This window comes from uncultured Faecalibaculum sp. (assembly GCF_910588395.1).
In the GTDB taxonomy this organism is placed as follows: Bacteria; Bacillota_I; Bacilli_A; order Erysipelotrichales; family Erysipelotrichaceae; genus Faecalibaculum.
In genome coordinates this window covers 81955-104047 of record NZ_CAJUPA010000001.1, presented here as the reverse complement: position 1 = coordinate 104047, position 22093 = coordinate 81955, and the positions used below count along the sequence as shown (strand labels likewise).

The window sequence follows — 22093 nt, the reverse complement described above, 5'->3', positions numbered from 1 at the left end:
GGGTTCAGCGGGAAGAAACCAAATGAAAAATCAGAATAATCAGAACTTGCAGAATTCTGCATGACAGGCTATGATGCAGCTACAGGAGGATAGTCCGATGTACAACTGGATGAAAGGGAATGTCTTCTGCATGCAGGCTACGATCAATGAAGCAGCCATCACGCTGAACAGCGCTGCAGCAGGCACCCTGAAGGACTGCCGCTATGTCCGGCTGGGAATGGATCCGGAGCAGTGGCTCATGGCTGTGCAGCCAGTATCTAAGCGGCAGATTGAAACCGGTGAAATTCCTGCCGGACAGATACAGAAACTGTCAGTGGGAAAAGGGTATGCCCGGATTTCCAACAAGGAAGCGGTCCGGGAAATCAGCCGGCTGATCGGCCGCCATCCGGATGGCGAGAAGTTCCCGGCGGAGTGGAACGATGCGGACGGTATTCTGGTGATTGATTTGAAGAAAACGGAGGAATCGGTATGATGTCTTGGATCTGGCTGGGACTGAGCGTACTGGCTGTGGTGCTGGAACTGGCCACTCCCACAGCTCTGGTCAGCATCTGGTTTGCCTGCGGCGGTCTGTGCGCCTGGCTTGTTTCGCTGATCCGTCTGCCTGACTGGCTGCAGATTACGGTATTCGTGGCTGTTTCGCTGCTGTGCATGCTGGTGGTGCGGCCGGTGGCTGCCAGATATCTGCGCGGCAACATCGAACCGACCAATGCCGACCGGGTCATTGGCACCATTGCCACCGTCACCCGGTCCATCGATCCTGACCGCTGGGGCGAAGTGTATGCCGGCCATACATACTGGAGCGCCGTGGACAGAGACCACCGTCTGATTGAAAAGGGAAGCCGTGTCCGGGTGCTGGCCATTGAAGGAGCCAAGCTCATCGTCACGGAAGTGAAAGGAGACTCTGTATGATCCAGATGATCATGATCGTCATTATTGTGGTGCTGCTGGCACTGCTTGTGCTGTCCACCATCAAGGTGGTGCCGCAGGCCAATGCCTATGTCATTGAGCGGCTGGGAGCCTACAACACCACCTGGAACACCGGGCTGCACATCAAAGTGCCCTTCGTGGACCGGATTGCCAACAAAGTCACACTCAAGGAAGTGGTGCAGGATTTCGCACCGCAGCCGGTGATCACCAAGGACAACGTCACCATGCAGATCGACACCGTGGTATACTACCAGATCACAGATCCGAAACTGTATACCTATGGAGTCGTCGGCCCGGTGACAGCCATTGAAACGCTGACTGCCACAACACTGAGAAATATCATCGGTGAACTGGAACTGGATGAAACGCTCACTTCCAGGGATATCATCAACACCAAGATGCGGGCAATCCTGGACGATGCCACAGATCCCTGGGGCATCAAGGTGGGTCGTGTGGAAGTCAAGAACATCATTCCGCCCCGGGATATTCAGGAAGCCATGGAAAAGCAGATGCGTGCAGAACGCGAACGCCGTGAATCGATTCTTCGTGCAGAAGGCGAGAAACGGTCCCGCATTCTCACCGCTGAAGGTGAAAAGGAAGCCATGGTCCTGCGGGCCAATGCACAGAAAGAAGCCATGATTGCGGAAGCGGAAGGCAAAGCCCAGGCTATGGAACGGGTATACGAAGCCGAGGCCAAGGGCATTGAGATGATCCGGAATGCCAATCCCTCCAAAGAGTATCTGTCTCTGCAGGGACTGAAGAGTTACGAAAAGCTCGCAGATGGCAAGGCAACAAAGATCGTCGTTCCCAGCGAACTGCAGAATATGGCCAGTCTGCTGACCGCAGCCAGAGAGTTCGTGAAGGAAGACCAGTCTGCAGCGGCTGTTCCTCCAAAACCGAAAACAAGATAAGGAAAGCCGGTGGTGGAACAGCCTCCCATTCCATTGTCCCCGCCACCGGGTTTCCGGCGCTCAAAAGAGCTGCGGTATTCGGCCTCCCTGCTGAATACCGCAGCTCTTTTCTTGTTGCCTGCCGGCTGTATGCCTCAGGCTGCCGGCTGATCCGGACTGCCCAGAAACCGGTGACTCCGGAGAATTTCCCTGGCCTGATCCCACTGTGAATCCGGAACGAAGACATAATCTGTCAGATATGTGGATGCAGAGAACACTCCGATTCTGTTGCTAACCAGGAGTCTGGTGAGTCCGGCAAAATGATCCACCAAATCCAGGTTCATGGGCTGCGCCACCCGGAAACAGCGCCAGGGACCACTGTGTTCCAGAGAATTCTCCGGCAGTCTGTCCCAGGGGCAGATCAGAGAACATTCGTTGTCTGTACAGGCGGTGAAGAAGAAAGGTTCGGGAACGCTGATCCCCGAAAAATCCGGAAGTTTGCAGATCGCAAAGGGAATTTCCAGAGGCTCCACGGAGATGGACTGTTCTTTCTGGAGAGTCCCGTTTTCAATGGCAAATGTACCATCCCGGATGATGACGGTGGCATTGTCCAGACTCACCTGCCATTTTTTGCCCTGCAGCATGATGCGGCTGTCCGGATTGCGCACAGCATCTTTGACCCATTCCACCGGATCCATCCGGATCAGACTCAGATTTGTACGCAGACGCTGGGCGGCCATTTCCGATGCGTGTATGGCATCTGCGTGTTCCACAAGCCGGGAACTCATGAATCCTCCCTTCTGTGACTTCGTATTTTTCTCCAGCAGGCTTTCAGCTTCAGGGGTCCCATCATCCCTGCAGGTATGGCCCGGAGGACATTGCCCCGGACATCCTGCCACCCGGTAAACCGGTATCCCCGCCGTACCGGGGGGTACAGAGGGATATCTTCCTGGGAATTGGAATACCTGGAAGGATTGCGCCGGGCATTGATTCCGCCGTCTGTGTCATAGGTCACCGGATACCAGGAGGATTTCCAGCCGGCATAGAGCGTGATGTCCTGAGTGAGCGGTTCGTTGATGTCAAAGGGCCAGTGACATTCCGGATCCAGAAACCACCCGGTGAATTCACAGCCGAATTTCATTGGGGGACGGAAGGAGTCCAGGTATCCATTCTCATCCGCTTCCCGGTCCTGCAGGATACCGCCGCCGTCTGTTTCAAAGTGCACGGTATACAAAGGGGCGAACAGCGCATGCAGCCGGATGGGACGGGTGATCCGCTCCGGCAGCACGCTGATCCGTTCTCCTTCCAGAACCCAGCTGTCAAAGCGGAAACCGGGTTTTCTTGCAGGATGCAGAGCAATCACACCTGATTCCACACTGACGAACTGCGGGTTTTTCCGGGAGTTGGTTCCGCCGTTCATGTCGTATGAAACGGGATACAGAATGGGGATCCACTTGTCATACAGTGTGATGGCCGAAGGCAGCTTGCCTCCGGGGTTGATGCGTTTGGTTCTTGCTTCATCCACATACCAGCCAGCGAACTGGTATCCGGGTCTTTCTGCCTGATTGTCCATGTTTTTCTTGCCCCTGTCTGTTTTCTCTGCTAGAATTTCTCATGTGTCCTTGTAGCTCAGTTGGATAGAGCATGCGCCTTCTAAGCGCACGGTCGGGGGTTCGAATCCCTCCAAGGACGCCATTTTATTTTTCGGATTACGGCTGCCTGACAGGCAGCCTTTTTTCTTCTGATACTGCAGCCGGCATCATTCAGTGACAGAATCTCTGGTTTTGTTCACCGGCACCATAGATTATACCGAACACCTGAGAACGCGTCATCCTCTGGCGGGGGAAAAGATGACTTTGGTCAGGCAGCCAGGTTTGAAAAAACCGCAGGTTCTGCGTGAACCTGCGGCTGATCAAAAAAGAGGGAAATCTTCAGTCGAATTTGACTGTGGGCGCATTCTGTGCTGCGCTGCTGGCTTCGAACTTGTCTCTGGGAGAGAAGCCGAACATGCCGGCAGTGAGATTGTGCGGGAAACTGCGGATATAGGAGTTGTAGGTCTGCACATCGCTGTTGTACTGCTCGCGGGCATAGCTGATGCGGTTCTCCGCGCCTTCCACGCTGGTCATGAAATCCCACATCACATCGCTGGATTTCAGATCGGGATAGCTTTCCATGGCCACATTGATGTCCCGGATCATCTGGGAACTGGCTGCGTCCGCGCTTTCCAGATCGGAAAGGGAAGCCTTCGGATCAATGGTCATATTGCCGCTGGCATCCATGGCAATACCCGGAGTGCCGGAGCGAAGGGCGGCAATATCCTTGTAGATATCGTCTTCCTGGTCCATGACACCCTGTACACTGGGCATCAGTTCGTTGATCTTGTCCAGCCTGGACTGGAGCTGTGTCTGTATGTTGGCCTGCGCCGTTGTCACCTGTTCATCGAGCCGGACCATTTCGTTGTAGGGCGAGATCACCGAGACACCGAACACCAGGGCGATCACCGCCAGGACGATCAGAACCACGCCCCATGCGGGAAATTTCTTTTTCATACTGTTTCCTCCTCAGTCTTCATCATGTTCATGATGTGTATTGCGAAAATCGTGATCGGCTGCCAGATGCCAGAGTTTGCTGGTGATCCAGCCAAGGGCGATCATAAGCAGAATCGATCCGATAAAGATGCCGATCACGGCAATCCAGGTCAGTGCTGCACTCATTGTCTGTTCCTTTCCGGTTTCCTCACCAGGAACCCCCGCTTCCGCCGCCGCGGAATCCGCCGCCACCGCCGGAGAACCCGCCGCCGCCAAAACCGCCGCCACCGAATCCGCCGGAGCTGTGGCCGCCAAAGCCGCCACCGAAACTGCCGGAGCGGTTCCGCCTGCGCCCGCTGGCATAGCCAGCCCAGAACAGGGCATCCAGGAGATCGTCATTGCGTCTGTCTGAATAGCCGCGTCTGGAAGAAACCAGCACGCTGAAGGTTCTGGGAGCAAGACCGGCTTTTTCCACCGTCACTTTCGCACGCCCCGGTTTCAGGGCTGTCAACCATCCGTCAGCCCGGGCCTGGACAATGTCCGGCTTGCTGCTGAAGACCGTGACTGCATCATGGTCAAAGTCGAATCCCCGGATCTTCATGCGGTACTTTTCGCCGGTCATGAGCCGGATTTCGCTGCTTCCGCCGGAGAACAGGGAGAGCACGGCGAAGGCCAGTACCAGCAGCAGTCCGATGACCACCGCAATGCTGCCCAAAGACAGCCCGTCTTCCTGATACCCATAGCTTTGCTGCGGATCGCTTTGCAGCTCTCCATTGGTAATGCCTGTCTGAATTTCTTCCGCTGTGGCAAGATAGAGATTTTTCAGGCCCTGGGAGTACTCGCCATTCTGGAATGCCGGCACAAGCCAATCCTGCTGCAGGTGTTCGGCATCTATGTCCGTGATGGTCCCTTCCAGTCCCGAACCGATGGCCATGAACCGCTGTTTGTCGTTCATGGAAACCAGAATCACCACACCGTTGTCCAGGTTGCCGGAACCCACGGCGGCTTCATTGCCGATGCGGGTGGCAGCCTGGGCTGCGTCCATCCCGTTCAGGGAATCGGTGGTGACCACCACGATCTGGCTGCCGGTCTGTGCTGCCAGATTGCGTCCCAGATCTTCCATGACCTGCTCATCGGCCGGATCGATGATGCCTGCGTAGTCATTCACATAGGACGTGACAGCAGGCAGATCTTCGGCTGCGGCAACAGGCAGGCAGGAAAACAGCATCATGAGCACTGCCGTCAGGGACAGGCTCAGTCTGTGGATGCATTTCATTGTTTGTTGTTCCTCTTTCTTTTCCTGTTCGGTGTTATCTGATTATAGCGTACTTTTGCCTTCGTTGCGCCATGTTACATCAAATGCTATAATGTCCGGGTACGTCAGGGAGGAATTGTGAACGCTTATTACGAATCTCTGTTAGACAGAATCCGGGAAGAAATGCAGCTCTCCCGCTGGAAGGCAGCCATGCAGCTGATTCAGGGAGAACTGGATCTGCCCTATGTGCCGCAGGATGCCATGGACCAGCTGGAAGAGCTGAAACAGGAATGCCGCGGGGCCATGAGCACGCCCCGGATACCTGGGGTTCAGGATCTGGAAAAATGGATTCAGGGTACGCCGGTGCAGCAGGAAATGGCTGTCAGCATGCTGGCGGGAATGAATCTGAGGCAGTTTGGCCCGCAGATTCAGCAGCTGCTGGATTCGGACCTGCTGGATGAATTCAAAGGGGAACTCATCGAGTCCCTGATGGAGCAGAGAGTGGATGAGCCCTTCCATATGCAGAAAAATGGCCTGGACATCGAATTCGTGCCGGCTGCCATCATCCCGGTGCAGGAGGACAGCGGACTGACCGGTGCACTGGAGCTGTTCGATCACTGGTTCTCCTCGCAGGACCCGGGCATGACAGCTTTCTGCAACCGGCTGCTCAGGCAGGAGGTGCTCAACGCAAGACCCTTTGACTTTGCGGAGACTGATCCGCTTCTGCTAGCCAAAAGCGTGGTACGATTGGTATATGAGGCGATGGGTCAGCCGGAAGGCTATGACGCCTTCGTGACTGCCAACGGCCTGTCGGAAACAGGAGATCTTCTCCTGAACATCGAGAAAAGAGGAGCAAACACCATATGAACTGGACTAAACAGGAAAACTCAACGGGTACACTGACTGTGACCCTGGAAGGCGAACCCTGGGAAAAAGCCTGCGCGAAGGCTTTCAACCGCATGAAGGCGAACCTGAACCTGAAAGGGTTCCGGAAAGGACAGGTGCCTGATGCGCTGGCCAGAAAATCCATTCCCGCAGAAGCTGTCTATGAAGAAGCAGCTCAGATGCTTGCACAGCAGGCACTGGATGACGGTGTCAAGGAATACAAGCTGGACCTGGTGGCCCGCCCGGTTCTGAACGTCAGCAAAGCAGATGAAAAATCCGTGACACTGGAGTTCACCTGCACCGTAAGCCCGGAAGTCGAACTGGGCGACTGGAAATCCATCAAGGCGGAAAAGAAAGCCGTGGAAGTTTCCGAAGAGGAAATCGAACAGGAAATGCAGCACCTGCAGGATCACTTTGCCGACTGGGTGCTCAAGGAAGACGATCAGCCTGCTGAAATCGGCGATCAGGTCACCATTGACTTTGTCGGCATGAAGGACGGCACACCCTTTGAAGGCGGATCCGGAGAAAACTATCCCCTGGTACTGGGCAGCAACACTTTCATTCCCGGATTCGAAGATCAGCTGGTGGGCATCAAGCCGGAAGAGAAGCGCACCATTGAAGTGACATTCCCGGAAAACTACCAGGTAGCCGACCTGGCCGGACAGCCTGCCACATTCGAAGTGACAGCCCACGACATCAAGGCACGTGAACTGCCGGAAATCAACGATGAGCTCATCACCCGTCTGAAACGGGACGGCATCGAAACGGTGGAGAAATACAAGGAAGAAGCCAGAAACGCCCTGATGGCCCAGAAGGAAAAGCAGGCGGATGATGAATTCACCAACGACATCCTCAACCAGCTGCAGGCCATGACCACCATTGATCTGCCGGAAGTCATGACAAACGGCGAAGTGGACCGGATGTACCGGGAATTCGAACAGAACATTGCCCAGGCAGGCTTCACAGCCGACCAGTTCCTGCAGGCCACCGGTCAGGACAAGGATGCCATCCGTGCCCAGATGAGACCCGAAGCGGAAAGCCGCGTGAAGATGCAGCTGACGCTGGAAGCTCTGGCCAACCAGGCTGACATCGACATTACCGAGGATATGATCAACGACGAGTACAAGATGCTCTCCGAGATGTACAACATGCCCGCCGAGCAGATCAGACAGCTGATCTATCCCGATCAGATCGTGTTCACGCTCAAGCAGCAGAAAGCGCTCGATCTCCTGAAGAAGAACGCTCAGGAATAAATCAGATCCAGAAAAGACGCGTTCGCGTCTTTTTCTGTAATAAAGAAAGTAATTGGTGACGTAATGACAGTTAAAACCTATCCTCTGATCTGCACCCGCGGGGTGATCATATTTCCGGATCAGGAAGTCGTGATAGATGTGGGCCGTCCCGCGAGTCTGGCAGCCATTGAAAATGCCCAGGACAACCACGGAGATCTGATCTGCCTGTTTTCCCAGAAACGCATGGAAGAGGAAAATCCCGGTGCGGATGATCTCTACCAGGTGGGAACACTGTGCGAGATCCGGCACGTTCGGCGGTTTGACAAATTCGTCCGCGTCAAGTTCCGGGGACTGGAACGGGTCCGTCTGGTGAAAATGGAAGAGACCCAGACTTCGGACATGGCTGAAGTGGAAGTCATTCCCAGTCAGAAACAGGATGAAACCGAAGAAGTGGCCCTGGTGCGTATGGTAGCCGCGGCGTTTGAACAGATGCACCCGGGAGAAAAATTCATGTCCAGAGAACTCATGATGGAGCTCTCCCGGGGCGTGGGTGCCGAGGCACTGTCCGACAAAGCCGTCCAGGGATTCCCGCTGGATGCTGCACGCAAGCAGGAGTATCTGGAAACCCCGGGCGTCAATGACCGTCTGGTGATGCTGCTGCAGGACATGGAAAAAGAGAAAAAGATGTCCGAGGTGGAAAAGCGGATCAACGAAACGGTCAAGGAACGGATTGACCAGGGACAGAAAGACTACTACCTTCGGGAGAAGATTCACGCCATCAAGGAAGAACTGGGGGATGTGGCGGAAATCGACAAGGATGTGGAAAGCATCCGGAAACGGCTGGAGGAAAACCCCTATCCCGACTACATCAAAGCCAAAGTGAAGGACGAACTGTCCCGCTATGAAGTGCTGCCGCCTGCATCCGGAGAAACCGGAGTCATCAAGGCGTACATTGACTGGCTGATGGAACTTCCCTGGTGGCAGCTGACCGAGGACAACGAAGACCTGAACGATGCCCAGAAAATCCTGGATGAAGACCACTATGGTCTGGAAAAGGTCAAGGAACGGATCATGGAGTATCTGGCCGTGAAACAGATGACCAACAGCCTGAAAGCGCCGATCATCTGCCTGGTAGGGCCTCCCGGTGTGGGCAAGACTTCACTGGCCAAATCCGTCGCCCGGGCTCTGGACCGGAAATTCGTGAAAATGAGTCTTGGCGGTGTCCGGGACGAAGCGGAGATCCGGGGACACCGGCGTACCTATCTGGGCGCACTGCCCGGCCGCATCATTCAGGGCATGAAAAAAGCCGGTGTTGTCAACCCAGTGTTCCTGATCGATGAAATCGACAAAATGGCATCGGATTACAAGGGCGACCCTTCCAGCGCCATGCTGGAGGTGCTGGATCCGGAACAGAACAGTGTGTTCTCCGATCACTACATTGAAGAAAACTATGATCTGTCCAATGTCCTGTTCATCGCCACAGCCAACTATCTGGAAAACATTCCGCCTGCCCTGCAGGACCGCCTGGAGATCATTCAGCTCTCCAGCTATACCGATGCGGAAAAAGTGAACATTGCCAGGGAACATCTGGTTCCCAAGCAGCTGAAGGAAAACGGTCTGGTGCCGGAGCAGCTGACCATCAGCGATGACATGCTGCTGTACCTGATCCGCTACTATACCAGAGAAGCCGGCGTGCGGCAGCTGGAGCGGACCATTGCGGCGATTGCCCGCAAAACCGTGCTGGCAATCCTGAAAGATGGGAAAAAGTCCATCACCCTGAACAAAGACCTCGTTCACGAATGGCTGGGCAACGAGAAAACCGATTACGGCAAGCGGGAGGAAAAGGACCAGGTGGGAACCGTCACAGGTCTGGCCTATACGAGCTTTGGCGGAGATGTGCTTCAGATCGAAGCCACGAAGTTTGAAGGCAAGGGCAACCTGGTGCTAACCGGACAGCTGGGCGATGTGATGAAGGAAAGTGCCAGCATCGCGCTGGACTACATCCGGTCCCATGCGAAGGAATTCGGCATTGATCCGGACTGTTTCTCCAAACTGGATATCCATGTGCACGTCCCGGAAGGCGCCGTGCCCAAGGACGGCCCCAGTGCCGGTGTGACCATGACAACCGCCCTGGTCAGCTGTCTGGCAGACAAACCGGTCAAAGCCAATCTGGCCATGACCGGGGAAGTGACCCTGCGGGGCAATGTGCTGCCCATTGGCGGGCTCAAGGAAAAGAGCCTGGCAGCGCACAGAGCCGGCATTGATACCATTGTCATCCCCAAGGGCAATGAGAAGGACCTGGAGGATGTTCCCCAGGAAGTGAAGGACCACATCACTTTCATCCCCGTGGAAAGTGCCCAGCAGGTACTGCAGGAGGCGCTGGTCTGATGAAAAGCGAATTTGTGGTATCCAGCAGCGGCCGGGAGAGCTGGCCGGAAACAGAACTGCCGGAAGTTGTGGTGGTGGGCCGAAGCAATGTCGGCAAATCCAGTTTCATCAACGCCTTCACCGGCAAAAAGCGTCTGGCTTACGTGGGCAACACCCCGGGGAAAACCCGGCTGCTGAATTTTTTCTCGGTGGACGGTGACTGGATGCTCGTGGACGTGCCGGGTTACGGCTATGCCAGAATGAGCAAATCCCAGCTGCTGAAACTCGGCCAGATGATGGATGACTATTTCCAGAACCGGGACAACATCAAGGCGGTGGTGCAGCTGATCGATGCACGTCATGATCCCACCGCGGATGACCTGGACATGATTGATTTCTTCAAGGAAATGAACATCCCGGTGATCATTGCGGCAACCAAGATCGACAAAGTGCCAAAGACCAAACGGCTGACTCACCTGAAGAATATTTCCAGGAAAGTGGAGCTTCCGGTTTCCAGAATCCTGCCGGTCTCCAGCGTGGAGTTTACCGGTCTGCGGGAAGTGGAGCAGAAAATCCGCGAAATTTTGAAACTGGATGCGGAGGCTGCACAACCGGAGTCTGCTGCCGATGAAGCCGGGGCGGATACAGAGAAAGCTGCTCCTCAGCCTGCATCGGAGGCTGGCGAAACAGCATGATGTCTGGCTGACAGCCTGTATGTGACACAGATATGACAACCCCCGGACTGGCCGTGACTGGCCTGGTCCGGGGGTTTGCTTTTCGCTGTGAATCCACATCCCTATATAAGGAAAGATGCTGCAGGAAAGATGGTGCCGGAGGAAAGATGGCAGCAGATAAAATCAAAGATACAGCCGGGCAAACCCTGTGAAGGAACTGTACGGTTCTTTTATCATGACGGAGAGGTGAGATATATGAATATGAATACAGGAAAAGGCATTGCCTCTCCCAATGCCGCCCTGCAGTTCATCTTTTCCACATTCGGGATCCTGACCTGGCTTTCCGTGGTGATGAAACTGCCAGATGACAGTGCCATGACCCTGGGGATCATTGAGCTGTGTCTGGGCGTGGGTGCTTTTGCAGCCAGCATTCTGGCGCTGATCAAGGGGGATGCCCACGGGAATGTGAATCTGGTGCTCAGTGTCATCCTGGGTTTTGCCGGGGGCATTACCCAGATCGTCATGGTGCAGTCCAACCGCATGGGCATTTCCTTCCATCCCTGGATCAGTGCGGTGATCATTCTGCTGGGCGGTATTTTCGTGACAGCCATTCTGCCGGCCATGCGCAGGCTGCCCCTGTACGAGCTGCTCTCCCATGTTTTTGTGGCTCTGGGATTTCTGTGCTCCAGCATTGGCACCCTGGCTTCGCTGCCATGGCTTCATACCGCCGGTGCCTGGCTCCTGCTGGCATTTGGCATTACCGGCATGTACTACGGTATTTCGCTGATGTATGAATCCATGGGGGCTTCCATTCCCCAGGGTCCGACGATGGAGGACCTGGGAAAGAAGAACTGAGTATCTGTCATCCAGTTCCGGATACAGGCAGACAGAGAAGGTTTTCGGACAGACACAATGCAGGCTGCAGCATGAACAAAAGAAGGCAAAACCGGGGGATTCCGGGAGCTGCCAGGACCAGACTCGGCTAGAAATAACAGCCACGTCATTTGTATGCTTTCACTCTCCTGATGTAATCTATATGATTTATTCGGGTAAAATCCAACGTTTCTCCCATATTTTCCCAAAGAAAGCGCTGCGAGAATGTGAAAATGTCTGAATTGTGCACAATTTATTGCCTTTGAAATACTTCCTTGCTAAATTCAACAACAGCGAGGAAGTTTTTATGATGAAAAAAGCGATACAGGGCGCTGCCGGCGCCTGCCTGCTGTTTCTCACCGGTACCCTGCCGGTGCATGCAGCAGAACACAAAAGTCTGTTGTACCCCCAGTATCATTTTGAAGATATGAACAGGACCGTCTGGGTGGAAACCACCGCCTCCTTCTCGGACCACCCGTCCACCAGCCTGGGCGACTCTGTGCTGGTTCCGAGAAACACGAAAGTCACACAGACCGGAGAATCCGATATGGGCACAGCCCGTGTGGAGTATCAGGGAAAAACCTGGTATGCCAGCGAAGATCTTCTCAGTGACAAGAGTCCGGAACAGCGGAAAAAAGAAGAAGAGGAAGCAAAGAAAAAGCGCCAGGAAGAAGAGCAGAAGAAACAGAAAGAAGCCGAGGCAGCGGCAGCTGCCGAACAGGCTGCCAGCTGGAATGGTCCGGTGCTGACCCCTTCCGCCGGCGTGGTACAGGGTCCTTCCGGCCGGGAAACCTATTACAACCTGGACATGAGCGGTGTAGTCTCCGTGATGCGGGGAATGGGCAACAATGACCCGTACTGGGTCCGGGAAGATGGGGCCAAGATGCTGGGTGACTACGTCATGGTGGCAGCCCACCTGGGCCTTCGTCCCCGGGGCAGTCTGATACCCACGTCCATGGGCATGGGAATTGTCTGTGATACCGGCGGATTTGCGGCTGCCAACCCCACGCAGCTGGATATCGCCACAGCCTGGTAAAGCGGCCTGACCATTCCGTCGGTAATTCGAAAAATTGCCGACGGAAACGTCATGCCACTGTAGAGTGAACTGTGTTTGATGGAATCAGGCTTGATGATTTACGGTGGACGCAGGACAGTTATTTCTGTTTGTGGAACTGCCATTATGCAAATCCGGATTTACCATTTGAAGGATCTGTTTCGATTGGGACAGGTCCTTTTTTTACACGTGTTCTGTCCATCATCACCAGAGCCGTTTGAAGGAATCAGGCGTGATATGATGATAGCCATGGAGGAATGGACATGAAAGTATGTGTATACGGTGCGAGCAGCGATAAGATTGCGCCTGTGTATAAAGAAGCGGGCAGGGAGCTGGGGATCCGTCTGGCGGATACAGATATGACCCTGATATTCGGTGGTGGCATGACCGGCATGATGGGAGCGGTTCTGGCTGGCGTGCAGGAGGCAGGGGGTCAGTCCATTGGGATTTCTCCCCGGTATTTTGATGTACCCGGAGTCCTGGCCAAAAGCTGCACGGAGTTCTATTTTACGGACACGATGCGTCAGAGGAAGCAGATGATGGAAGAAATGGCAGATGCCTTCATCATGACCCCGGGCAGTATCGGGACCTTTGAGGAGTTTTTCGAGATTCTGACACTGAAACAGGTGAATCAGACAGCCAAGCCACTGACGGTGCTGGATACCAATGGATACTTTGGACCCATGATGACCATGCTGGAAAATGCAGTGGAGCAGAAGTTCATCGACAGTTATGTCTTTGATCTGTTCCGGGTTTTCGCCACACCCGCAGAAGTGGTAGACTGGCTGGAACACTGTGAACTGACTGAGGAAACAGCAGGAGGGTTTCTGCATGGCCACGAAAGCTGACAGGGATGAGCGTCGGCTGGACCTGCGGATTCCTGATGAAGAACGCAGCCTGGAGGGAAGACGGACGACGGATCTAGTCTTTCAGATCAATCAGACCAATCCCAATGATCCCCGGTGTCAGGAACTGATTCAGGAGCTGTATCACCCTGGTGAAGGCACAAGGATCGTCCCGCCGGTGTTCGTGAATCTGGCGGAAAATGTGACCATTGGCAAACGGGTCTCCATTCAGCCCTATTCCAAGATGATGAGCGCCGGAAGAATTGTCATTGAGGATGATGTTCTGATCGCCATGAACTGTTCCCTGATCACCAACAACCACGATTTTTACCAGCGCCGGATTCTGACCATTCAGGACATTCACATCTGTCAGGGAGCCTGGCTGGGAGCAGGCGTGACTGTATTGCCGGGGGTCACCATTGGGCGGCAGGCCGTGATTGGCGCGGGCAGTGTGGTCACCCGGGATATCCCGGATTATGCCGTTGCGGTGGGTTCACCGGCGAAAGTGGTGAAGTATCTGGATCCAACAGGATTCGAAGAGTAGCGGGCAGGGAAATGGGAACGCCTTTGAGCCGGAACTATAATGAGGATAAACAAAGGAGGCATTCCCATGGCCGAAGAATTTAAAAAAATGGAACGGGACATCCTGGAGCATGCAGAAGAGCATGACGTGGATGTGGTTGCCCGCAAGCAGAAAGACATTGCGAAGCACGAAGAGGAACTGAAGAAGGACACTTCGAAGTTCATGAAGGATGTTCGGGAAAAGGAAATCCAGCACGATGAAAACGTCATCGAACGCAAACAGGAGCACATTGGCAAGGATGAACGGGAAATCACCGCTGACAACAAGGTGATCGAAGAAGCCGAAGCCAAAGCAAAGAAGTAAGACAGCACAAAAGCCGGATACGCAGGGTTACTCAGAATCTCGGGTATCCGGCTTTTTCGTCATTCCATCTCTTCCGGCAGATCGATAACTTGCTGATGGTAGTAGAGCTCCTCCACCTGTGCAGGATCTGTCACATCCGGACTCAGCAGCCACCCGGCCCCCAGTCCCAGAATCAGAACAGCCAGGATGGAGACCGCAAGCCGCATCCGGAAGTGATGTTCCAGATCATGGATCCAGACAGGTGGCAGAAACAGCTGGTTCAGCTGCAGACAAAGCGTCGTGAGCTTCCGGTTCTGCTGCCGCCACAGCTGAATCAGGACCAGAACCACCGCCAGGGCAGCCGCAGCAGCAAGGACGTAAAGAAGCAGATACTGAAACCGCAGATTCTGAAGAATGGCCGTTTTCTCCGGAAAACGGTTGATCAGGGTTAGATCCAGCCGGCTGGCAAGTTCGGATATGTGCTTCTCCGTCAGTCTGCCTGCAGCCGGATCTGTCCATACATGAACGGTGGATGCAGCCTCCGGCAGGAAAGACTCGTCCACAAACAGCGTGTAGGGACTGCTATCCCCTGATAGTCTGTCCCAGAGATTCAAGCCTGAATAAGTTTCAGAAGGAGGATCACGCAGAATTCCGGCTATGGTCAGCTGTCGTTCCTGATGATCCGAGTCGCTGAGAGTGATTGTCGTTCCCGGCTGGATGGAGGTTTCTTCCCAGACTGTCCTGTCCGGCAGCAGATCCACAGTTCTGATTTCACCACTGACGGGCTCCTTGTTATAGAAACTCTGGAACGGGGGCAGGGAAATGATGGCAGTCTTTCCCGAATCAAAATCCTCCTGTGAAACTCTGGCTGCATCAAGCACCCGTGTTTTCATCGATCCATCTCGTAGAACAACAATATCCGGATACAGAGTGCTTTGATTATTCTGATTGGTAATCACGCAGGGAACCCAGCCATCCTGTGCCAGGATGTCCCAGATGCAGGAATTCTCCTGGTCATCCCAACTCATTTGCCAGCCATGTTCCCAGATGGCTGGCAAGATCTTCTGTACACCGGGTATTGATGAGATGGAATCCAGTTGCTGGTTATCCAGCATTTTCTGATGACGGATTATCTCTATTCTGGCAGTTGCCAGCGTAAAATCCGGCACTGCCTGGATATCCGTATACTGCTGCTGTTCCTGGCGGGCTGTGTGCAGACACAGAATACAGCTCAACATGCACAGACCAAGAGCCAGAATCTGAATCCGGCGCTGCCGCTGACCAATCTGGTTCAACCGTGTGCTCAGCTGTGAAACTGTCATGGTAAATCCGGTCTTGCTGTAAGCTGCAGGCAGCAGAGAATCCCTGCCGCCATGGAGGTTGATTCCCGCTGGAATGGAAGCCAGCTGGTGTTGACACAGCCTGAGAACAACCACAGGGGACAGCAGTACAACCACCAGCCACAAAGCTGACCAGCCGGATACAAACAGACATCCCAGACAGAGCAGCAGCGAAGGAATCTGCGCCAGATACAGTGTGTTTCTCAGAATTCGCTTCAACTGGGTCAGACTGTATCCCCGGATTTTCAGAATGCTCAGATCCTGCGCCCGCTGACGGATCAGCATGGCAAGCCAGATCCAGGGCAGCAGGAAGGCTGTGGTCCAGGCGAGAGCCACCAGAGTCCAGGAAAAGGTGGAAGCCGGTGCCGGACTCTGTTCCAGACGCTCGTTCATGGTCATCTTCAGGGAAGCACCTTTTTCCGGCAGGGAGTTCTCCCACCCTTCTTCTGCGCTGATCAGCAGGCAGGTCTTTTCCACAGGTACATCCGGCAGAATTGTGAACAAGCCAGGCATGTAGTTGCCCCAGGTCCAGCCGCTTCGGTAGGGATCGATGATTCCCACAATGGTGACGTATTGGATTTCATCCTCAGCCAGTTCCAGTTTCAGCTCCTGTCCCAGGGTGTAGCTGCGCTTCAGCTCATCCAGCACAGAAGATTCCACCAGAGCTTCGCCGGCTTTTTCCGGATAGCGGCCATCTTTCAGTCTGAAACCCGCCTGCTGAAAGAAAGCGGAGTCGGCTTCGCCGCAGCGGATCATGACATGGCTGCATTCAACATCAAAGGTCTCAACGGTTCCCACTGACTCGATCATCGGGTCTTTTTGTATATCCTGGATATCGTTTTCCGATACAGCCACTGCCATGGCATCCCAGCCACCATACCAGCTTTCAGATGCAATCTGTTCCTGGATTAAAGCAGTCTGCTGCAGATACAAACCGGCTTCGTATAGAAGGCAGGAAAACAGGCACAGTCCTGCCAGAGCCAGAATCTGACCGGTTTTAATCCAAAGTGCCCGGTGCTTCATATGGCCACGGCCTGCCGTCTGTCAGTTCGATGATCCGGTCCGCCTGTTTGGCCAGATCCAGGTCGTGAGTTACCATCACCACGGTCATCCCCAGCTGGCTCTGACACATTTTCAAAAGGCGCATGACGTCCATTCCGGACTGCCGGTCCAGATTGCCTGTGGGTTCATCCGCCAGAATGACATCCGGCTTGCGGATCATAGCCACAGCGATTGCTGCCCTCTGCTGCTGCCCTCCGGAAAGCTCGTGGGGGTACTTGTCCAGCCAGGGTTCGATTCCCATCCGGCTGATGACTTCCTGCTGCCAGGCTTGGTCTCCGGCTGAGCTGTGAGAATCCAGCACCAGTGCCAGGTTCTCCCGGATGGTGCATACAGAGACCAGAGCGAAAAACTGAAACACGAAGCCGATGTGATCAGCCCGGAAGAGTGCTGCCTCTTCCTCAGACAATCCAGAAATATCTATATCTGCCACCCGAACGGTACCGGAATCAGGCTGTTCCAGCCCGGCAATCATTTTCAGCAGTGTGGACTTGCCGGAACCGCTCTTGCCAATGATGGCTGTAAATGCACCTTCTTCAATGGCAAGGGAACAGTGATTCAGGGCAGTGGTCAGACCATAGGTTTTTGTCAGGTCATTGACTCGAATCTGCATGATTATCCCTCCCTGCATCCATTCTGAACAATCGCTGTCACACAGATGTTACAGACAGCCGGCTTCCAGCTGACTGACAGGCAGGGACAGGGTCATGACCACCTGCCCACTTGAGCAGGAACCGGTCAGTGTCCCGAAGTGAAGTTCAGCCAGTTCCCGGGCCATGGCCAGACCGATTCCATAATGACCTGGAGTCCGGGAGACATAGCGGGTGAAGGCTGCTTCCAGCTCCTCCGGGTTCATGGAACCTGGATTAGACACCATGATCTGTACACTGGTTTCATTTCCCTGAACAGTCACAGAAACCACTGCCGATGGTAGACAGGCAGCCAGCGCATTGTCCAGCAGAGCCAGCAACAACTCCCGCAGGAAGAACCGGTCTCCATGGAGCCTGACAGGCTGAACATCTACATGAATACATGCGGCCTGAGGATGGTCGGTCACTGTTTCCAGAACCAGGGTATCCAGGGACAGGGAAGAGAAGGTCATCTTCTTGTCCATCGCCTGTTGTCCGGCTGTTTCCAGCATATGATCCAGCAGTTCGTTCATCCGGGAGATTGCAGCCAGACTGGCGGTATCTTCCTGCAGTTCCGCCTGCAGCTGCAGGGTGCAGACGCCGGATTTAAGCTGGTGACAGAGATCTTCATACCGGTATTGCTGCCGGTGAAGCTGCAGCTGCAAAGCAGACATGGACCGGTCTGCCTGGGACATTGCTTCTGCCTGACTGAAGATGGTCTGTTCCAGCTTCTGCTGCTGCAGTTGAGCTTTTCGGATCAATACAATGTTCAGTGGCAGACAGGCCAGAAAAAGGAGAAGGCTGACCAGCACAAGAGGAGACAGGAATGACTCTTTCAGGATCCAGAGCCTTTCGTAACCCGAGGGATCCGGAAAGAGTGAAGCATTGCGGATACAGGCATGACATAAAGACAGCAGAGCCAGAAGTAAAATGAGCAGCTGAAACAGAGAAAGAATGACAGCACAGACGGCTGTGAGAAAACGATGTTTCATGGGCAAGAACCTCAAAGACCGGAATCATACACGGAAAAATGACAGAGCCTGTTGGCAGCGGCGGATTTGAAAGTATCCATCTGTAAATTACATACAGTACTTCAATAATGAAGAAAACAAAAGACGATACACCATCAATAATCTACAGTATACTTAAATAAGACTAGAGACAGGACGGTGAGTATATGAAATCATTCCGCCACTATGGCAAATATGTTGCAGCTATTCTGATTCCACCCTGCATTTTCATCATCAGTCTGTATATCAGCTGGCTGTTTCCCGGCAATCACCGGTTTGGAGATGCCATCAGCAACCCTGTAGTGTTCTCTGTGACAACCATCTGTCTGATTCTGCTGTCGGTATGGATTCTGTGGAAATTGAATTGCAACAACCAATGCCTGATTACGTTGTGCATGGCTTCCGTTGTCTGGATGATTTGGATGATTGCAAATCCGGCAGTACTGACGGCTTTGTACGGACCGGAAAGGATGAATTATACCGATCTGTTCAACTGCGTTCTGCTGCAGCTGAGCGCCTGGCTGTCTCTGCTGCAGTATCGGAAACTATCCGGAAACACAAAGCAGGTCTCTTCAGTCCAGCGGCTTCAGTGAGTAACCCGCTTGTGCTGAACCGGTGATTTGCAGGGAAAAGGGGACCAGTTTCTGCCGCAGCCCGCTGATTCGGCTGCTCAGCGTACGCAAAGATGCTTCCCGGGATGTCAGGGAATAGATGCGCCTGATAAGATCATGACTGCTGCATACAGGCGAGGAAAAGAGGCCGCTTAATATCGCGCTCTCGGTTGCTGTCAAAGCTGTGATGGTCTGACCCGAATTCAATAGCGTTCCTTTTTCCGGACAAAGCAGGCAGCCAAATCTTCGAATGGTACTGTTTCGAAACAGAATCCGGTCAGTCTTGGCCCGCAGGATGTCCAGTGAAAACGGCTTGATCAGATAGTCATCTGCCTCACTGCCGTATCCCAGGAGAACATCCTCTGTTGTGTGACGGGAGGAGATGACGATGACCGGCACATCGGAAAACTCCCTCAAAGCCCGCAGAAATTCAAGACCGGAGCCATCCGGTAGGTTCAGATCCAGCAGAATCAGGTCCCAATGCTTTTCCATCTGATCGAACCCGGATGCCAGGGAAGAGCTGACGGTGTAGGGCAGCGGTGCCAGTGCCTGACAGATGGTCGCAGACAACGGTGCATCATCTTCAATAATCAAAATCCGCATTTAGTTTCTCCTTGGTTGCAGAAACCATATCATGTCAGAAATCCCGTGACAATCGTGTGAAGGATGGAATGTATGATGCAGCCGGAAATTCAAAGCGCATTGCCGGAAAAGAAAGAGAGGTATCCGTTCCATGAAGACCATTTGCCAAAGAACCAGCTGTGCTGTTTTCGCTTTTCTGACAGCGACTGTCGCAATCCTGTCGGGGTGCAGTGCTAATCCGGACTGCAGCCTCACACTTTCTGAAGATGCGCAAACCAGCTGGGAATGGAAGATTTCAATCCCCAGCCCAGATGCAGCAAAACTTTGCCTGTCTCTTGCGGACTTTGATGGCGAACGTGAGAATCCCAGCTCATTCATCGTTGAGCAGACACTGCACAGCAAAGAATCCCGGATGCAGATTCAGACCATTGAAGACAGAACCTGTCCAGTCCACTTCTCCGGTGATGACTGGAAAGCAGAAGTGGCATTGCTGCAGACTCCGGATTCCGGCTGGGTATATGCAACACCACTGGAGCAGGCGGAACTGATTCTCCGGGAGCCGGTCCCGCTGCTGGAATTCCACTATCATGAACCGGGAGAGACTGATCATTCCCGGTGTCAAATCGTGAATGTCCAGTTCATGGCGCCACGGGATTTCATCAAATAACAGGATGAGCATTTCAAATCTTTGATCATGGATCTGGCAGATAACAGCCACCAGTGACCGTAAGATGCAGGGCTATCAGCTGATGTATTAATAAATTACTGATTTCTACTTGTCACCGACGCTCATCGGCTGTTTCGCAAATAATTTGGAAAGAGAAACTCAATGAAAAACAGATATCTGAAACTGATCGCCGATATCCTGCGCCAGAATAGGAAAGATGTCTTTGCTTATCTCATTCTTTTCGCTTTAGGTGCAGTTCTGGGACTTTTACCAGCGGGTTTGATGAAATGCCTAATCAACGATGCATTGTTGAAAAAGAATTTTCAGCTGCTGATACTGGTGGTTTTTGGACTTCTCGTTGCATACGGATCTGAGAGTCTTTGCACTATGTTTTCCTCTCATATTGGCGCAGGTATTGGAAACAAAGTTTCTGCCAGACTCAAAATCGAAGTAATACAGCAAGCATTTCAAATGCAGCCGGGAACATTAAGTCAGTACAGTTCTGGATATCTGAATGCCAGAATCGAGGAAGCTGGAAAAGTGGAGACATTGTTCAGTCCTCAGATCCTTGGACTGGCCGCATCAGCGACAAAAGCTTTATGTGCTGGAATTTTGCTGATGAATATAGATTGTTTCATGACAGGTCTTCTTCTGATACCTATCTTCGCCGTATTGCTCATTGTAGTGGCTGCCAATAAAACGCTGACTCGGAGAATTGATAAGAACCTGGAAAGTCAGGCTGACTATTCGGGAAAACTGAGTGAATCACTTCGCGACATTCCTTCTACCAGAGCCACCGGAATAACAAAAGACAGAATTCGGGTACTGGAGGAAGAAAAAGATAGAAACCTGGAAAGTAACTTGCGTTTGAACAGAGCCATGAATATCTACACTTGTGTAATGGGACTTGTCGGGTATTCGCTTTCCATTCTCAGCTATTTCTTCTGCGGCATATTCGTTATTAATGGAACTCTTTCAGTGGGAGGCTTTATGTCAGCCACTATGTATGCTGGAAAATTTTATACACCCTTCTTGCAGTTGTCAGGAACATACATTCTTCTGGCTCCGGCAACGCAAGCGCTGAAACGGCTCCAGTCATTTTTTGAGGACCATCCTTCTGTAGAATCCGCAGAGCATCTGCACGTTGTTGATAATCTGGACACTATCGAAATGAAAAATCTTGATATTGGGTATAATGGACGGGTAATCCTGAAAGATTTTCAGGCAGTCTTCGACGTCCGGTCGGGAGACCGTATACAGTTATGTGGCAGGAATGGCTCTGGAAAAACAAGTCTTGTCAAAGCAATATTTAAAGAATTATTACCGGCGGAAGGATTGGTGCTGATCAATGGTGAAGACATAAGAACAGTCAGTCAGGAATCCATCACTCAGCTGATTTCCTACGCTCCGCAAAGTCCACTGCTTTTTGATGCTTCTTTACGGGATAATATTCTGGCTGGCAAGAAGGATATTTCGTCAACGGATCTGGATACTCTGATTTTAAAATTTGGGTTGAAGGAAACGGAAAACCGGCTCCAGAAAGAAGGGTCCGGGACAATTGGCGAATCCGGCAAGCGACTTTCGGGAGGCGAAGGTCAGAAAATATCCATTATTCGGGCACTGGCAGAACCTAAACCGCTGGTTATTCTGGATGAAGTGACTGGTAACCTGGATACCGTTTCCATCCAAGCATTGCTGGATATCGTAAAAAACAGCAGCAGTGCCTGGATTATCATCGATCATCAGCATGATCTGACAAAGTATGGATTCCGGCAGATCACTTTGTAACCCTGCAACCGC

At 53.0% G+C, this 22093-nt stretch carries 23 protein-coding genes and 1 tRNA gene; 15 read left to right on the top strand and 9 right to left on the bottom strand.

The window, feature by feature from the left end:
- Window positions 1–97: 97 nt before the first annotated feature.
- From QZ305_RS00500 to QZ305_RS00490, 3 genes are read left to right on the top strand one after another with little or no spacing between them, the layout of a single operon-like run.
- Entirely contained in the window at window positions 98–472 is a 375-nt protein-coding gene (locus QZ305_RS00500) for a hypothetical protein (RefSeq protein ID WP_294729534.1), read from the top strand.
- Window positions 469–909 (top strand): NfeD family protein, encoded by a 441-nt coding sequence (locus QZ305_RS00495; protein WP_294729533.1) that lies wholly within the window; start codon window positions 469–471, stop codon window positions 907–909. The genes QZ305_RS00500 and QZ305_RS00495 overlap by 4 nt, the downstream gene beginning before the upstream one ends.
- On the top strand, window positions 906–1838 hold the full coding sequence (locus QZ305_RS00490; protein WP_294729532.1) for an SPFH domain-containing protein: 933 nt from the start codon (window positions 906–908) through the stop codon (window positions 1836–1838). The genes QZ305_RS00495 and QZ305_RS00490 overlap by 4 nt, the downstream gene beginning before the upstream one ends.
- A 134-nt stretch (window positions 1839–1972) precedes the next feature.
- Here QZ305_RS00490 and QZ305_RS00485 read toward each other — a convergent pair whose 3' ends face one another.
- Window positions 1973–2605: a DUF3781 domain-containing protein gene (locus QZ305_RS00485; RefSeq protein WP_294729531.1), complete on the bottom strand. Its 633-nt coding sequence runs from the start codon at window positions 2603–2605 to the stop codon at window positions 1973–1975.
- Window positions 2602–3390: an InlB B-repeat-containing protein gene (locus QZ305_RS00480; RefSeq protein WP_294729530.1), complete on the bottom strand. Its 789-nt coding sequence runs from the start codon at window positions 3388–3390 to the stop codon at window positions 2602–2604. Before QZ305_RS00480 ends, QZ305_RS00485 begins: the two co-directional genes overlap by 4 nt.
- 45 nt (window positions 3391–3435) lie before the next feature.
- Between QZ305_RS00480 and QZ305_RS00475 the strand changes: the two genes are divergently transcribed.
- A tRNA-Arg gene (locus QZ305_RS00475) sits at window positions 3436–3512 on the top strand.
- 236 nt (window positions 3513–3748) lie between these two features.
- Here the strand turns inward: QZ305_RS00475 and QZ305_RS00470 are convergent.
- Genes QZ305_RS00470 through QZ305_RS00460 form a run of 3 tightly spaced genes read right to left on the bottom strand, consistent with a single transcriptional unit; the run spans window position 3749 to window position 5621 of the window.
- Complete coding sequence (locus QZ305_RS00470; protein WP_294729529.1) at window positions 3749–4366, bottom strand: LemA family protein; 618 nt, start codon at window positions 4364–4366, stop codon at window positions 3749–3751.
- 12 nt (window positions 4367–4378) lie between these two features.
- Window positions 4379–4531, bottom strand: a complete 153-nt coding sequence (locus tag QZ305_RS00465; RefSeq protein ID WP_294729528.1) for a hypothetical protein — start codon at window positions 4529–4531, stop codon at window positions 4379–4381.
- Window positions 4532–4553: 22 nt separating this feature from the next.
- A complete protein-coding gene (locus tag QZ305_RS00460) occupies window positions 4554–5621 on the bottom strand; it encodes a YgcG family protein (protein ID WP_294729527.1) in 1068 nt (355 codons plus the stop codon).
- Between the two features lie 117 nt (window positions 5622–5738).
- Between QZ305_RS00460 and QZ305_RS00455 the strand changes: the two genes are divergently transcribed.
- The 9 genes from QZ305_RS00455 to QZ305_RS00415 all read left to right on the top strand — a co-directional run bounded on the left by QZ305_RS00455 (window position 5739) and on the right by QZ305_RS00415 (window position 14416).
- Complete coding sequence (locus QZ305_RS00455) at window positions 5739–6467, top strand: hypothetical protein (RefSeq protein ID WP_294729526.1); 729 nt, start codon at window positions 5739–5741, stop codon at window positions 6465–6467.
- Window positions 6464–7738 carry a trigger factor gene (gene tig, locus QZ305_RS00450; protein ID WP_294729525.1) on the top strand — a complete coding sequence of 425 codons (1275 nt, stop codon included), beginning with the start codon at window positions 6464–6466 and terminating at the stop codon, window positions 7736–7738. The genes QZ305_RS00455 and tig overlap by 4 nt, the downstream gene beginning before the upstream one ends.
- A gap of 63 nt (window positions 7739–7801) precedes the next feature.
- Entirely contained in the window at window positions 7802–10105 is a 2304-nt protein-coding gene (gene lon / locus QZ305_RS00445) for an endopeptidase La (RefSeq protein ID WP_294729524.1), read from the top strand.
- Window positions 10105–10779: a ribosome biogenesis GTP-binding protein YihA/YsxC gene (gene yihA, locus QZ305_RS00440; RefSeq protein ID WP_294729523.1), complete on the top strand. Its 675-nt coding sequence runs from the start codon at window positions 10105–10107 to the stop codon at window positions 10777–10779. The genes lon and yihA overlap by 1 nt, the downstream gene beginning before the upstream one ends.
- 234 nt (window positions 10780–11013) lie before the next feature.
- Entirely contained in the window at window positions 11014–11613 is a 600-nt protein-coding gene (locus QZ305_RS00435; protein WP_294729522.1) for a hypothetical protein, read from the top strand.
- 325 nt (window positions 11614–11938) lie between these two features.
- Window positions 11939–12667 (top strand): hypothetical protein, encoded by a 729-nt coding sequence (locus QZ305_RS00430; protein WP_294729521.1) that lies wholly within the window; start codon window positions 11939–11941, stop codon window positions 12665–12667.
- Between the two features lie 281 nt (window positions 12668–12948).
- Window positions 12949–13533 (top strand): TIGR00730 family Rossman fold protein, encoded by a 585-nt coding sequence (locus QZ305_RS00425; RefSeq protein ID WP_294729520.1) that lies wholly within the window; start codon window positions 12949–12951, stop codon window positions 13531–13533.
- Window positions 13517–14074, top strand: a complete 558-nt coding sequence (locus QZ305_RS00420) for a DapH/DapD/GlmU-related protein (RefSeq protein WP_294729518.1) — start codon at window positions 13517–13519, stop codon at window positions 14072–14074. The genes QZ305_RS00425 and QZ305_RS00420 overlap by 17 nt, the downstream gene beginning before the upstream one ends.
- Before the next feature lie 66 nt (window positions 14075–14140).
- Complete coding sequence (locus QZ305_RS00415; protein WP_294729517.1) at window positions 14141–14416, top strand: hypothetical protein; 276 nt, start codon at window positions 14141–14143, stop codon at window positions 14414–14416.
- Window positions 14417–14475: 59 nt separating this feature from the next.
- Here QZ305_RS00415 and QZ305_RS00410 read toward each other — a convergent pair whose 3' ends face one another.
- From QZ305_RS00410 to QZ305_RS00395, 4 genes are all read right to left on the bottom strand, one after another.
- Window positions 14476–16758 carry a hypothetical protein gene (locus QZ305_RS00410; protein WP_294729515.1) on the bottom strand — a complete coding sequence of 761 codons (2283 nt, stop codon included), beginning with the start codon at window positions 16756–16758 and terminating at the stop codon, window positions 14476–14478.
- Entirely contained in the window at window positions 16733–17407 is a 675-nt protein-coding gene (locus QZ305_RS00405; protein WP_294729513.1) for an ABC transporter ATP-binding protein, read from the bottom strand. The genes QZ305_RS00410 and QZ305_RS00405 overlap by 26 nt, the downstream gene beginning before the upstream one ends.
- Before the next feature lie 48 nt (window positions 17408–17455).
- A complete protein-coding gene (locus tag QZ305_RS00400; RefSeq protein ID WP_294729512.1) occupies window positions 17456–18415 on the bottom strand; it encodes a HAMP domain-containing sensor histidine kinase in 960 nt (319 codons plus the stop codon).
- A gap of 590 nt (window positions 18416–19005) precedes the next feature.
- On the bottom strand, window positions 19006–19647 hold the full coding sequence (locus QZ305_RS00395) for a response regulator transcription factor (RefSeq protein ID WP_294729510.1): 642 nt from the start codon (window positions 19645–19647) through the stop codon (window positions 19006–19008).
- Window positions 19648–20038: 391 nt separating this feature from the next.
- On the opposite strand from QZ305_RS00395, the gene QZ305_RS00390 reads away from it, so the two are divergent.
- Both QZ305_RS00390 and QZ305_RS00385 read left to right on the top strand, forming a co-directional pair.
- Window positions 20039–20293 (top strand): hypothetical protein, encoded by a 255-nt coding sequence (locus QZ305_RS00390; RefSeq protein ID WP_294729508.1) that lies wholly within the window; start codon window positions 20039–20041, stop codon window positions 20291–20293.
- Window positions 20294–20455: 162 nt separating this feature from the next.
- Window positions 20456–22081, top strand: a complete 1626-nt coding sequence (locus QZ305_RS00385) for an ABC transporter ATP-binding protein (protein WP_294729507.1) — start codon at window positions 20456–20458, stop codon at window positions 22079–22081.
- The last annotated feature ends 12 nt before the right edge of the window (window positions 22082–22093 follow it).